The sequence below is a fragment of the Streptomyces sp. NPDC058534 genome, from assembly GCF_042717365.1.
Lineage (GTDB): Bacteria > Actinomycetota > Actinomycetes > Streptomycetales > Streptomycetaceae > Streptomyces.
In genome coordinates, this window is record NZ_JBHXNW010000132.1 from 1 (window position 1) to 12,054 (window position 12,054).

13 protein-coding genes and 1 pseudogene are annotated in these 12,054 nt (G+C 71.0%); 7 read left to right on the plus strand and 7 right to left on the minus strand.

Annotation, left to right across the window (positions count from 1 at the left end):
- Positions 1 to 58: 58 nt before the first annotated feature.
- A complete protein-coding gene (gene sodN / locus ACFWR9_RS41185) occupies positions 59 to 454 on the minus strand; it encodes a superoxide dismutase, Ni (RefSeq protein WP_383852385.1) in 396 nt (131 codons plus the stop codon).
- 146 nt (positions 455 to 600) lie between these two features.
- Between sodN and sodX the strand changes: the two genes are divergently transcribed.
- Positions 601 to 1,038 (plus strand): nickel-type superoxide dismutase maturation protease, encoded by a 438-nt coding sequence (sodX, locus tag ACFWR9_RS41190; protein WP_383852387.1) that lies wholly within the window; start codon positions 601 to 603, stop codon positions 1,036 to 1,038.
- On the opposite strand, the gene ACFWR9_RS41195 is transcribed toward sodX, so the two are convergent.
- On the minus strand, positions 942 to 1,571 hold the full coding sequence (locus tag ACFWR9_RS41195; RefSeq protein WP_383852389.1) for a CGNR zinc finger domain-containing protein: 630 nt from the start codon (positions 1,569 to 1,571) through the stop codon (positions 942 to 944). The genes sodX and ACFWR9_RS41195 overlap by 97 nt on opposite strands.
- A gap of 99 nt (positions 1,572 to 1,670) precedes the next feature.
- Between ACFWR9_RS41195 and ACFWR9_RS41200 the strand changes: the two genes are divergently transcribed.
- The gene (locus ACFWR9_RS41200) at positions 1,671 to 2,459 is read left to right on the plus strand and encodes a class I SAM-dependent methyltransferase (RefSeq protein WP_383852391.1); all 789 of its coding nucleotides are present in this window, start codon (positions 1,671 to 1,673) and stop codon (positions 2,457 to 2,459) included.
- 101 nt (positions 2,460 to 2,560) lie between these two features.
- Here ACFWR9_RS41200 and ACFWR9_RS41205 read toward each other — a convergent pair whose 3' ends face one another.
- From ACFWR9_RS41205 to ACFWR9_RS41215, 3 genes are read right to left on the minus strand one after another with little or no spacing between them, the layout of a single operon-like run.
- Positions 2,561 to 3,322, minus strand: coding sequence for an amino acid ABC transporter ATP-binding protein (locus tag ACFWR9_RS41205; RefSeq protein ID WP_383852394.1), 762 nt, complete (start codon positions 3,320 to 3,322; stop codon positions 2,561 to 2,563).
- A complete protein-coding gene (locus tag ACFWR9_RS41210) occupies positions 3,319 to 4,269 on the minus strand; it encodes an amino acid ABC transporter permease (RefSeq protein ID WP_383852397.1) in 951 nt (316 codons plus the stop codon). Before ACFWR9_RS41210 ends, ACFWR9_RS41205 begins: the two co-directional genes overlap by 4 nt.
- A 30-nt stretch (positions 4,270 to 4,299) precedes the next feature.
- Complete coding sequence (locus ACFWR9_RS41215) at positions 4,300 to 5,259, minus strand: ABC transporter substrate-binding protein (RefSeq protein ID WP_383852400.1); 960 nt, start codon at positions 5,257 to 5,259, stop codon at positions 4,300 to 4,302.
- A gap of 640 nt (positions 5,260 to 5,899) precedes the next feature.
- Between ACFWR9_RS41215 and ACFWR9_RS41220 the strand changes: the two genes are divergently transcribed.
- From ACFWR9_RS41220 to ACFWR9_RS41235, 4 genes are all read left to right on the plus strand, one after another.
- A complete protein-coding gene (locus tag ACFWR9_RS41220) occupies positions 5,900 to 7,129 on the plus strand; it encodes an NADP-dependent malic enzyme (RefSeq protein WP_383852403.1) in 1,230 nt (409 codons plus the stop codon).
- Positions 7,130 to 7,473: 344 nt separating this feature from the next.
- On the plus strand, positions 7,474 to 8,439 hold the full coding sequence (locus ACFWR9_RS41225) for a zinc-binding dehydrogenase (RefSeq protein ID WP_383852405.1): 966 nt from the start codon (positions 7,474 to 7,476) through the stop codon (positions 8,437 to 8,439).
- Between the two features lie 79 nt (positions 8,440 to 8,518).
- Positions 8,519 to 8,728 (plus strand): helix-turn-helix domain-containing protein, encoded by a 210-nt coding sequence (locus ACFWR9_RS41230; RefSeq protein ID WP_161331678.1) that lies wholly within the window; start codon positions 8,519 to 8,521, stop codon positions 8,726 to 8,728.
- Entirely contained in the window at positions 8,728 to 9,300 is a 573-nt protein-coding gene (locus ACFWR9_RS41235; RefSeq protein WP_383852409.1) for a Clp protease N-terminal domain-containing protein, read from the plus strand. The genes ACFWR9_RS41230 and ACFWR9_RS41235 overlap by 1 nt, the downstream gene beginning before the upstream one ends.
- A 58-nt stretch (positions 9,301 to 9,358) precedes the next feature.
- Here ACFWR9_RS41235 and ACFWR9_RS41240 read toward each other — a convergent pair whose 3' ends face one another.
- Positions 9,359 to 10,414: a helix-turn-helix transcriptional regulator gene (locus ACFWR9_RS41240; protein WP_383852412.1), complete on the minus strand. Its 1,056-nt coding sequence runs from the start codon at positions 10,412 to 10,414 to the stop codon at positions 9,359 to 9,361.
- 1 nt (position 10,415) lies between these two features.
- The gene (locus ACFWR9_RS41245) at positions 10,416 to 11,366 is read right to left on the minus strand and encodes a DUF4097 domain-containing protein (RefSeq protein ID WP_383852415.1); all 951 of its coding nucleotides are present in this window, start codon (positions 11,364 to 11,366) and stop codon (positions 10,416 to 10,418) included.
- A 137-nt stretch (positions 11,367 to 11,503) separates the two neighbouring features.
- Between ACFWR9_RS41245 and ACFWR9_RS41250 the strand changes: the two are divergent.
- Positions 11,504 to 11,965 (plus strand): annotated as a pseudogene (locus ACFWR9_RS41250) (hypothetical protein); the annotation flags it as partial.
- Between the last annotated feature and the right edge of the window lie 89 nt (positions 11,966 to 12,054).

Below are 12,054 nucleotides of genomic sequence, written 5' to 3' on the forward strand. Positions count from 1 at the left end.
CTGTTGCTCTGACCTGCCGGGTAGCCCCGTTGAAGGGTTACGCATGGTCATGCATAGATCAGGCCTTCTTGGTCTCCCAGAAGATCTTGTCGATCTGGGCGATGTAGTCCAGGGCCTTCTGGCCGGTCGCCGGGTCGGTCGAGCCCTTGGCGGTCGAGAGGGCCTTCAGGGTGTCGTTGACCAGCTGGTGCAGCTCCGGGTACTTCTCGAAGTGCGGGGGCTTGAAGTAGTCGCTCCACAGCACGGACACGTGGTGCTTCGCGAGCTCGGCGCGCTGCTCCTTGATGACCGTGGCGCGGGCCTGGAAGTGCGGGTCGTCGTTACCGGCCATCTTCTCCTGGACGGCCTTCACCGACTCCGCCTCGATGCGGGCCTGGGCCGGGTCGTACACGCCGCAGGGCAGGTCGCAGTGGGCGCTGACCGTGACCTTGGGGGCAAACAGGCGGGAAAGCATGAAGCGTTCCTTCCTCGTGATCGTCTTCTCAGGGGGGACATTACTCCCTGGGAGACCCGATTTCGCGAGTGCCCCCGTGGGCTTAGGACAAAAGTCCGGGGGTGAGACTGAGACTGGTGGAGGAAAGACCGGGGAGGTGCCGGGTGATGCCGGAGCGGCTGTCGCAGGAGACCGAACGCGCGAGAGGGGCGTTGCCCTTCGGACCGGCCGAGGTGACCGGGCCGTCGATGGTGCCCACGTTGCACCACGGTGACGTGCTGCTCGTGCACTGGGGGGCGCGGGTCCGGCCGGGTGACGTGGTCGTGCTGCGGCATCCCTTCCAGCAGGACCTGCTGGTGGTCAAGCGGGCCGCCGAGCGGCGCGGGACCGGCTGGTGGGTGCTCGGGGACAACGCCTTCGCCGGCGGGGACAGCACCGACTACGGGGTCGTCCCCGAGGACCTGGTGCTCGGCAGGGTGCGCCTGCGGTACCGGCCGCCGCGGACGGGTCAGCGCTCCCCGTTCGCCGTGGCCCGCTGGGCGCTGTCCGCGGTCAGGCCGGTGCCGGCCCTCCGGTCCGCCTCCAGGCGCTTGCGGGCGCGGTAGGCCGCCACATTGGCGCGGGTCGCGCAGCGGTCGGAGCAGTAGCGCCGGGAGCGGTTGGTGGAGGTGTCCAGGTAGGCGTTGCGGCAGGGGGACGCCTCGCACAGGCCCAGGCGGTCCACGCCGTACTCGGTGAGGTGGAAGGCGAGGCCCATCGCCGCGATGGCGGCGAAGCCGGCGGTGGCGTTGGACGGGTGGTCCGCCAGGTGCATGTGCCACAGCGGGCGGCCGTCGTCGTCGCGGTGGTCGTGGCCGGAGATCTGCGGGCTCACCGGGAACTCCAGGAGGAGCGAATTGAGGAGGTCCACGGCGAGGGTCTCGTCGCCGCCGTCCGCCGCCTCGAAGACCGCGCGCAGCCTGCCCCGGACCGACCGGAACCGGGTCACGTCCGAGTCGGCGGCGCGTCGGGCCGCCGACTGGTTGGCGCCGAACAGCTCGCGGACGGCCTCGACCGAGGTCAGGGAGTCCTGTCCGCGGGACGGTTCCTCGGTGTTGACGAGACGTACGGCGTAATCCGAGTAATAGGCCAGTTCCACTTGTAGTCCTTACGGAGGGGCTCTATGGTCGTGCCTGCGGTCAGGTAACAGCTGATCGTGCTTCCAGGGTATTACGTCACGCATGCACGGAGGGGCCCGATGACGGACGCGGACACCACGAACACCACCGACGCCACCACGGCCGGCGCCGACTGGCGGGCCTGGCAGGAGAGCTGGGACCGGCAGCAGGAGTGGTACATGCCGGACCGGGAGGACCGCTTCCGGATCATGCTCGACATGGTCGAGGCGCTCGCCGGCACCGCACCGCGCGTGCTGGACCTGGCCTGCGGCACCGGCACCATCACGGCCCGGCTGCTCGCCCGCTTCCCCGGGGCCACCAGCACCGGCGTGGACCTCGACCCCGCGCTGCTCGCGATCGCCGAGGGCACCTTCGCGGGCGACGAGCGGGTCTCCTTCGTCACCACCGACCTCAAGGACCCCGACTGGCCGGCGAGGCTGCCCTACGACTCGTACGACGCCGTCCTGACCGCCACGGCCCTGCACTGGTTCCACGCCGAACCCCTCGCGGATCTCTACGGCCGGGTCGCGGGCCTGGTCCGCGACGGTGGCGTCTTCATGAACGCGGACCACATGATCGACGACACGACGCCCCGGATCAACGCGGCCGAGCGGGCGCGGCGGCACGCGCAGATGGACGCGGCCAGGAGCGGGGGCGCGCTCGACTGGGCCGAGTGGTGGCAGCTCGCCGCCAAGGACCCGGTCCTCGCCGAACCGACCGCCCGCCGCTTCGAGATCTACGGTGAGCACGCCGACGGCGAGATGCCCTCGGCGGCCTGGCACGCGCGCGTACTGCGCGAGAAGGGCTTCGGCGAGGCGCGGCCGGTGTGGTGCTCACCGTCGGACACGCTGCTGCTGGCGGTGAAGTGAGCCCATGACAGCGAGCCCCTGACATGGAGGAGGGGCGGTACGGGTTCTTCCGTACCGCCCCTCCTCGCGCTGCCATCAGGATGCGCGGCGCCCTCAGTGCCTCAGAGGACCTTGGACAGGAACGCCTTCGTCCGCTCGTGCTGCGGATCGGTCAGGACGTCGCGCGGGTTGCCCGACTCGACGACCACGCCGTCGTCCATGAACACCAGGCTGTCGCCCACCTCGCGGGCGAAGCCCATCTCGTGGGTGACGACGACCATCGTCATGCCGGACTCGGCGAGGTCGCGCATGACGTCGAGGACGTCGCCGACCAGCTCCGGGTCCAGGGCCGAGGTCGGCTCGTCGAACAGCATCAGCTTCGGGTCCATCGCGAGGGCCCGCGCGATCGCGACCCGCTGCTGCTGGCCGCCGGAGAGCTGTGAGGGGTAGTTGCGGGCCCGGTCGGCCAGGCCCACCCGCTCCAGCAGGGCGCCCGCGCGCTCCCTCGCCTGCGCCTTGCTCACGCCCTTGACCTGGATCGGCGCCTCCATGACGTTCTCCAGCGCCGTCATGTGCGGGAACAGGTTGAAGCGCTGGAAAACCATGCCGATGTCCCGGCGCTTGACCGCGACCTCGCTGTCCTTCAGCTCGTAGAGCTTGTCGCCCTTCTGGCGGTAGCCGACCAGCTCGCCGTCGACGTAGAGCCGTCCTGCGTTGATCTTCTCCAGGTGGTTGATGCACCGCAGGAAGGTGGACTTGCCGGAGCCGGAGGGGCCGATCAGGCAGAACACCTCGCCCGACTTCACCTCCAGGTCGATGCCCTTGAGGACCTCGATGGGGCCGAAGGACTTGTGGACGCCCTCGGCCTTGACCATGGCGGTCATGCGGCACCTCCCGTCGTGCTGGAGCGGTTCGACAGGGACAGCAGGTTCGCCCTGATCTTCTGCATCGGCGTGGCCGGCAGGCTGCGGCTGGAACCACGGGCGTAGTAGCGCTCCAGGTAGTACTGGCCGACGCTGAAGACCGAGGTCAGCAGCAGGTACCAGGCCGCCGCCAGGAACAGCATCTCGGCGGGTGCGCCCGAGGTCTGGCCGATGTCCTGAGCCACCCTGAACAACTCGGAGTACTGGACGACCGACACCAGCGAGGTCGTCTTCAGCATGTTGATGACCTCGTTGCCCGTCGGCGGCACGATCACGCGCATCGCCTGCGGGATGACGATCCGGCGCAGTGTCTTCGAGTGGCTCATACCGAGCGCCTGCGACGCCTCGGTCTGGCCCTCGTCGACCGCGAGCAGACCGGCGCGGCAGATCTCCGCCATGTACGCGGCCTCGTTGAGGCCGAGCCCGAGCAGCACCGTCAGGAACGGCGTCATGAAGTCGGACCACTCGTCGCGGTAGAACGGGCCGAGGTTGATGTACTCGAAGACCAGGCCGAGGTTGAACCAGACGACCAGCTGCACCAGGACCGGTGTGCCGCGGAAGAACCAGATGTAGAACCACGCGATGGACGAGGTCACCGGGTTCTTCGACAGCCGCATCACCGCGAGCAGGATGCCGCCGACGATGCCTATGACCATGGCCAGGACGGTGATCAGGAGCGTCTTGCCCATGCCGGACAGGATGCGGTCGTCGAAGAAGTAGTCCGGGATCGCACCCCAGTTGATCTTGCCCTGGGAGAACGCGTACACGACCGCGGCCAGCAGCGCGATCGCGACGACCGCGGTGATGTAGCGCCCGTAGTGCCGGACCGGGATGGCCCTGATGGCCTCCGGGCCGGCCGGCGGGGTGTCCGCCGGGCCGGAGCCCGTCTTGTCGATGTCAACAGTCACGGATGTTGCCTTTCAGTGCCCGCCGCGCGGTCACTTGCCGCCGTTGATGGTGGCCTCCGTGACGGCGCCTTCCGCCACGCCCCACTTGTCCATGATCTTCTTGTACTCGCCGTTGGCGATCACCGCGTCCAGCGCCGCCTTCAGGGCGTCCCGCAGCTGCGTGTTCTCCTTGGCGACCGCGATGCCGTACGGCGCGGCCTCGACCTGCTCGCCGACGATCTGGAAGTCCTTGCCGCCGCCGGCGGTCTTCACCGCGTACGCCGCCACCGGGAAGTCGGAGGAGCCGGCGTCCGCGCCGCCCGCGCGCAGGCGGGTCTGGGCCTGCTGGTCGTTGTCGAAGGCCTCCATGGAGATCTTCTTGCCGGCCGGGCACTTCTCGTTCTCGGTCTTGGCCAGGTCCTCGGAGACCGTGCCGCGCTGCAGCACGAGCTTCTTGCCGCACAGGTCGGACCAGGTCTTGATGCCCTGGTCGTCGCCCTTCTTGGTGTAGATGGAGACACCGGCGGTGAAGTAGTCGACGAAGTCGACGCCCTGGCCGACCTTCTTGCCGGTGTCCGCGTCGATGCCCTCCTGGCGGTCCTTGGTGTCGGTCATCGCGGACATGGCGATGTCGTACCGCTTGGAGCGCAGACCCGTGATCAGGGTGTCGAAGGTGCCGTTCTCGAACTCGAACTTCACGCCGAGCTGCTTGCCCAGGGCGTCCGCGAGGTCGGGGTCGATACCGACCGTCTTGCCGGAGTCGTCCTTGAACTCGACCGGCGCGTAGGCGATGTCGGAGCCGACCTTGACGGTGCCCTTGTCGCGGATGGACTGCGGCAGCTTGTCGGCCAGCGGAGCACCGCTCGAGGACTGGTTGTCGCTGCCGGAGTCGCTGTTCTCGGTCTGGTCGCCGCATCCGGTGAGCAGCAGCGCGCCTGCGACCGCGATCGCACCGACCGCTGCTAGCCGGGAGTGCGCGGCGGTCGTACGACGGGTGGAGCTTGCGGTCATGGTGGTTCCTCCGGCGGATGAATGGAGTTGCCGATGGGGACGGTGGCGTTCCGATGGGGCGGGACGTCTGCCGGGGGACCGGCGGACGCCGTGGGTCGACGAGAGCACACACCTTCGAGTGCCGCGACCTCGTGTGATTACGGCATCTTGCCATTCGGACTCGGCCATTCAGGGGGGCCGTCATGTCAAAATCGGATAACGGGTCACCCCCCGAACCGCATCAGGTCGGTACATCACGACCGAACCTTTACGGGAATCTGCCGCTCCGGCCGGAAGATCTGCGGAATTTATCGCTATCCAGGCATGGATCACCAGTGCGTACGGCTGTTGGTGGCGGCTTCTCCCGGTCTGTCAAGGGGTGCCGCGAGGTTGTCCTGATCCCCGGCTATGAGCCATGTCACCGACATGCGGTGTTCGGGGTCCGACATGTGAGCTTGCTCTTATCCGACTCGTCGCCGGAGGCGTCCGTCGGGTAAGAAGGTTCTTTACACCCCTCATCAGGGGCTCAGGGCGCGTGTGCGGCGCGCCCGTCGCGCGGGGCCTCGTGGCCCAGACAGCCATCCTCCCGCGCGGTGCCCGCCCATTCCTCACCAGGAGTGGACAAACCCTCAAACCATGAACTCTTAAGGGGTAAGACAAAGTGGCAGCGGAGATCGTCAATCCTCGCAGCGACAACGGAGCCGGTGCGGAGCAGGAGGCGGGCGCGGAGCCGCTCGACTCCTTCGACCCCGCGTTCGCGCTGCACCGCGGCGGCAAGATGGCCGTGCAGGCCACCGTGCCGGTCCGTGACAAGGAAGACCTGTCCCTGGCGTACACGCCCGGCGTCGCGAAAGTGTGCAGCGCGATCGCCGAGCAGCCCGACCTCGTCCACGACTACACCTGGAAGTCCTCGGTCGTCGCGGTCGTGACGGACGGTACGGCCGTGCTGGGACTCGGGGACATCGGGCCGGAGGCCTCCCTTCCGGTGATGGAGGGGAAGGCGATCCTCTTCAAGCAGTTCGGCGGGGTGGACGCGGTCCCGATCGCCCTGAACTGCACGGACGCCGACGACATCGTCGAGACGGTGGTCCGCCTCGCGCCCTCCTTCGGCGGCGTCAACCTGGAGGACATCTCGGCGCCGCGCTGCTTCGAGATCGAGCGCAAGCTCCAGGAACGCCTCGACATCCCGGTCTTCCACGACGACCAGCACGGCACGGCGGTCGTGACGCTGGCGGCGCTGCGCAACGCGGCGCGGCTGAGCGGGCGGACGCTGGGCGAGCTGCGCGCGGTGATCTCGGGCGCGGGCGCGGCCGGTGTCGCCATCGCCAAGATGCTGGTGGAGGCCGGTATCGGGGACGTCGCGCTGGCCGACCGCAAGGGCATCATCTCGGCGGGCCGGGCGGACCTCACGCCGGTCAAGCAGGAGGTGGCCTCCTTCACCAACAAGGCGGGGCTGTCCGGCTCGCTGGAGGACGCGCTCGCGGGCGCCGACGTCTTCATCGGCGTCTCCGGCGGCACGGTGGCCGAGGAGGCGGTGGCCTCGATGGCGAAGGGCGCCTTCGTCTTCGCGATGGCCAACCCGAACCCCGAGGTGCACCCGGAGGTCGCCCACAAGTACGCGGCGGTCGTCGCCACGGGGCGCTCGGACTTCCCGAACCAGATCAACAACGTGCTGGCGTTCCCGGGCATCTTCGCGGGCGCGCTCCAGGTGCGGGCGTCGCGGATCACCGAGGGCATGAAGCTCGCGGCGGCCGAGGCGCTGGCCTCCGTGGTGGGCGACGACCTCGCCGCCGACTACGTCATCCCCTCCCCGTTCGACGAGCGGGTCGCCCCGGCCGTCACGGCGGCGGTGGCGGCCGCGGCCCGCGCGGAGGGTGTGGCGCGCCGGTAACGGTGTGACGCGTGTGCGGTGAGCGGCCCGCGGGGGGGGGGGGGGGGGCGGGGGGCGGCGGGCGGGGGGGGGGGGGGGCGCCGGGGGGGGGGGGGCGGGGGGCGCGGGGGCGGGGGGGGGGGGGGGGCGCGGCGGGGGTGGGGCGGGGGGGGGGGGGGGGGCCCCGCCCCCTTTGGGGGGGCGGGGGCCGCTCGCTTTTCCGGGGGCGGCGGACGTGTGGCGGGGTGGCGGGCGTGCTTCGGGGGCGGCGGGTGCGTGGCCCGGCGTCGGCGTCGTGGCAAGAGGGTGTGTGTCACAGGGCGTCGTGGTTCCGGTCGGCGGGCGTGGAACCTATCGTCAGGGCCATGTTCGCTGTCTACGCCGCCCGAATCGACCGCGACGAGCCGCTGACCGGCCTGGAGTTGGGGGAGCGTCCGGCTCCCGAGGCCCGGCCCGGCTGGAGTGTCGTCGATGTCAGGGCCGCTTCCCTCAACCATCACGACCTGTGGTCCCTGCGCGGCGTCGGCCTCCCGGAGGACCGGCTGCCGATGATCCTGGGCTGCGACGCCGCCGGGGTCGACGCGGACGGCAACGAGGTCGTCCTGCATTCGGTGATCGGCCAGACCGGCCACGGGGTCGGCCCCCGGGAGCCGCGCTCCATCCTCACCGAGCGCTACCCGGGGACGTTCGCCGAGCAGGTCGCCGTGCCGACCTGGAACCTCCTGCCCAAGCCGAAGGAGCTGTCCTTCGCGGAGGCCGCCTGTCTGCCGACCGCCTGGCTGACGGCGTACCGGATGCTGTTCACCAACGCCGGGGTGCGTCCCGGTGACTCCGTGCTGGTGCAGGGTGCCGGCGGCGGGGTGGCCACGGCCGCGATCGTGCTCGGCCGGGCCGCGGGGCTGCGGGTCTTCGCCACCAGCCGGGACGAGGCGAAGCGGAAGCGGGCCCTGGAACTGGGCGCGGTGGAGGCCGTGGAGCCGGGTGCCCGGCTGCCGCAGCGGGTGGACGCCGTCATCGAGACCGTGGGCGCCGCCACCTGGTCGCACTCGGTGAAGTCGCTGCGGCCGGGCGGGACGCTGGTCATCTCCGGCGCCACCAGCGGCGACCGGCCCTCCCATGCGGAGCTGACCCGGATCTTCTTCCTGGAGCTGCGGGTCGTCGGCTCCACGATGGGCACCAAGGACGAGCTGGAGGACCTGCTCTCCTTCTGCGCCACGACAGGTGTACGTCCCGTCATCGACGACGTGCTTCCGATGGACCGGGCCCGGGAGGGCTTCGAGCGGATGGCCTCCGGGGAGCTGTTCGGCAAGATCGTGCTCAGCGGCTCCTGACGTCGTGGCTCAGCGGCTCCTGACGCCGAGGCAGTCAACTGGGGTTGACGTCGAGCGAGCGTCAACCTAAGTTGACCGTATGAGCGAAGCAACGGATCTCGCCACGCGTGCGGGTGACCGCGACCCCAGGGTCGGGCTGCGGGCCGTCGCCGCACTGCGCAGGCTGCTGGAGCAGCTGGAGGCGGTGCAGGTGCGCAGCGCGCGCCACCAGGGGTGGTCGTGGCAGGAGATCGCCACGGAACTCGGAGTCAGCAGGCAGGCCGTGCACAAGAAGTACGGGAGGCATTGATGTTCGAGCGATTCACGGAGGATGCCCGAGCGGTCGTGCAGGGGGCCGTCGAGCACGCCGAGGCCGCGGATGCGCGGACCGTCGACACGGGGCATCTGCTGCTCGCCCTGCTGGACCGGGAGGGCAGCCGCGCTTCCTTCGCGCTGTCGGCGCTCGGTGCCGGCGGCGAGCGCCGGGACTCGGTGCGGCGGGCGCTGGCGGAGGCTCGGCGCCGGGCCGGTCTGTCGCAGGCCGAGACCGACGCCCTCGCCGGACTGGGGATCGACGTCTCGGGGATCGTCGCCCGGGTGGAGGAGGTGCACGGTGTCGGGGTCATGTCCGGCGAGCGGAAGGGCGGGCGCCGGTGGTCCGGACACCGCGGCTTCGACCGGGGCGCCAAGGAGGTCCTGGAAAAGGCGCTGCGGGTCGCCGTCGCCCGGCACGACCGGCGCATCGGGGACGAGCACCTCCTCCTCGCCCTGACGATCCGCCCCGGCGTGCCCGCGGAGGTGCTCGCCGACCACGGGGTGACCCACGAGTCGCTGACCAGGGTGCTGGGCGGCGACTCCGGGGAGGGTGCGGGCGCGGCCTGAGCCCGACGCCCCGCGTCTGACACCCCCGGCCGGGTGCCGGGGGCCGTGCCACGGTGGCTCAGGTCTTCGGCGTCCGCAGAATCGCCCCGATGTGCGCCGCGGCCGCCGACAACTGCCGGCGGGCGTCACGGAGCTGGTCGGTCGTGACGCCCCGGTCCCGGGCGGCGTCACGGATGTCGTCCCGGAAACGGTCGAGCAGCCGGTCCAGGTCGCGGGCCGGGTCCCCGGTGGAGTCCGCGGTGTCCTCGTGGGCCCAGGCCGGGGCGTACCCGGCGGGGAAGTCCTCGGGGGTGGCGGAGTACTCGGGCCGGGGGGCGGTGGAGCCCGCGTCGGTGCGGCCGAAGCCCCAGTCCTTGCCGAACTCCTTCCCGAAGTCCTTGCCGAAGTCGCCGACCTCCTTCGCCAGTTCGCTCAGCCCCTCGCGCAGTCCCGTGGGCCAGTCGCCCCGCGAGAAGTGGTCCTGCACCTGCTCCTGGACCCGCTGGGCGATGCGCTGCACCTCCTCCTGCGCCTGGGTCCGGGCCCGCTCCTGGGCCTCCTTGGCCTGACGCCGGGCCCGCTGGGCCTCGTCGCGGGCGCGCCGGCTCTCGTCCTTGGCGCGGCGGGCCTGCTCCTTCCACTCCTGCTTGACCCGGCGCATCTCCTCCTTGGCGGCCCGCCAGGCCTCCTTGTCGTCGACGCCCCCGGCGGCGCCCGCCTCGTCCTGCGTCCCGGATCCGGTGCCCTGGTGCGCCGCGCTGGCCGCGGCCCGCATCTCCCGCCGCAGATCTCCCGCCGCGCCGCGCACGTCGGCCCGGATCTCGGCGGCCAGCTCGGCGACCGACTCCCGGATCTCCAGCTCCAGGTCGGCCAGCTCACCGCTGCGCTCGGCCAGCTCGGCGCGGCCGGCGTCCGTGATGGCGTACACCTTGCGTCCGCCCTCGGTGGTGTGGGTGACCAGTCCCTCGGTCTCCAGCTTGGCCAGGCGCGGGTACACCGTGCCCGCCGACGGGGCGTAGAGGCCCTGGAAGCGCTCTTCGAGGAGCCGGATCACCTCGTAGCCGTGGCGCGGGGCCTCGTCCAGGAGCTTGAGGAGGTAGAGCCGCAGTCGGCCGTGGGCGAAGACGGGGGGCATGTCAGAGCACCTTCTTGTCGGTCGTGCCGTCCGACGGGGCGGCGGTGTCGCCGTGGTCCCGGACGGAAGCGGAATTGTCCCCCGAGTCGCCCGGCGTGTCGTGCGCCGGGCCGGTGTCCCGCGGCTCCCGCTCCCACGGAGTGTCCGCCGCGGCCGGCCGCCGCAGCAGGGCGATCGAGCCGGAGACCGTGGTGGCCTTCAGCCGCCCGTTGCCCGCGCCGAGCCGCCCGGTGATCCGCTTGGCGCCCCACTGGCCGCCCACCCGGAGGTCCTCGAAGGCGCTGGAGACCGCGCCGCTGGCGGTGTTGGCCTCCACCCGGGCGTCGGCGGGCTGGGGCAGCCGGATGGCGATCTCGCCCGAGACGCTGGTCAGGCTGATGTCGGTGGGTCCGCCGGCCGGGTCCAGGTCGACGATCATCGACCCGCTCACCGAGTCCGCCCGCACGGAGGAACCCGCCTCCACCACCGTCAGGTCACCGGAGACGGAGTTGAAGCGCAGGTCCCCGGTGAGGGCCTGGGCCTCCACGTTCCCCGAGACGGTGTCCGCGCGGACCGGTCCCGCGAGGCTCACCAGGGTGGTGTCGCCGGAGACGCCCTTCACCTCGGCGTGCCCGTCGAGCCCGGAGACGACGGCCGCGGCGCTGACCGCGCCCACCTCCACGCGGGTGCCGGTCGGCACCGCCAGGGAGACCACCGCGCTGCGGCGCCAGCCCTTGCGGTCGAGCCACTTGAGGAAGCCCTTCCAAGGCAGGTCCTCGTAGGCCACGGTGAGCGCGCCGTCCTCATGGGTGACGATCAGTGGTGGTCCCTCGATCTCGGAGACCTCCAGGCGGGCGGAACCCTCGTCCGTGCCCACGACGTTCACTGTTCCGTTGACGATGCGTACGTGCAGCCGGCTCACGGACTCGTCGAAGGTGAGTTTCCTGGGCTCCGCGACGGACCACTCGGACATGGTGCAGACCTCCTCGACCGAACGCGCCATATCGCGTCCTCCGCTATTCACGATATATCGCGGACATGGAAAGTCAAGACACCCGTTCTGGCGATCGACGATCGGCCGAGTGGGGCGTATTGCCCTACCTTGTGACCATGTCAACGGATGAGTCCGGGGGAGAGCCCGCTGCCGGCGCCCTGCTGCTGTGCCGCGCGGAGCCGGACTCCGTCGCCGCCGTCGCCCCGCTGCTCGGCGAGCGCATGCCCCTGGCCGGGGCCGGCGGGGAGTGGAGCGTCCTCGTCCCGGAGGGCGGGCCCTGGCGGCACGCCGGTGAACCGGTCGACCGGGTGGTCACCGGCTGGGCCGCGGCGCTCGCCGTCGGCGCCCCCTGGCCCGTAGTCGCCCTGTGGTGGGACGCCGACCGGGCCGGTTGCACCCTGGCGTCCGGATTCCACCGCCCGGTCGGCTACGTGTGGCTGACGGACGGCACGCCCGTCGCCGAGGGCGAGGCGATGCGTACCTTCGCCGCCCGGCTCGGACTGGACCCGGTCCTGGACCTCGAATCGCTGGAGCGGCTGACGAAACCCGACCCCGATGCCGACGCGCGCGCCAGGGTCTTCAACTGTTGGGGCTTTCGCTTAAACAGGCCGAGTATCGCTAATTATCAGATGTGTGGTTGATCGGCAGGGTTTCGGGCCAGGTTTCC

Coding starts and splice junctions, on each gene's coding strand:
- sodN (WP_383852385.1), bottom strand. CDS start 454: ATGCTTTCCCGCCTGTTTGCCCCCAAGGTCACGGTCAGCGCCCACTGC.
- sodX (WP_383852387.1), top strand. CDS start 601: ATGCCGGAGCGGCTGTCGCAGGAGACCGAACGCGCGAGAGGGGCGTTG.
- ACFWR9_RS41200 (WP_383852391.1), top strand. CDS start 1,671: ATGACGGACGCGGACACCACGAACACCACCGACGCCACCACGGCCGGC.
- ACFWR9_RS41205 (WP_383852394.1), bottom strand. CDS start 3,322: ATGACCGCCATGGTCAAGGCCGAGGGCGTCCACAAGTCCTTCGGCCCC.
- ACFWR9_RS41215 (WP_383852400.1), bottom strand. CDS start 5,259: ATGACCGCAAGCTCCACCCGTCGTACGACCGCCGCGCACTCCCGGCTA.
- ACFWR9_RS41225 (WP_383852405.1), top strand. CDS start 7,474: ATGTTCGCTGTCTACGCCGCCCGAATCGACCGCGACGAGCCGCTGACC.
- ACFWR9_RS41230 (WP_161331678.1), top strand. CDS start 8,519: ATGAGCGAAGCAACGGATCTCGCCACGCGTGCGGGTGACCGCGACCCC.
- ACFWR9_RS41235 (WP_383852409.1), top strand. CDS start 8,728: ATGTTCGAGCGATTCACGGAGGATGCCCGAGCGGTCGTGCAGGGGGCC.
- ACFWR9_RS41240 (WP_383852412.1), bottom strand. CDS start 10,414: ATGCCCCCCGTCTTCGCCCACGGCCGACTGCGGCTCTACCTCCTCAAG.
- ACFWR9_RS41245 (WP_383852415.1), bottom strand. CDS start 11,366: ATGTCCGAGTGGTCCGTCGCGGAGCCCAGGAAACTCACCTTCGACGAG.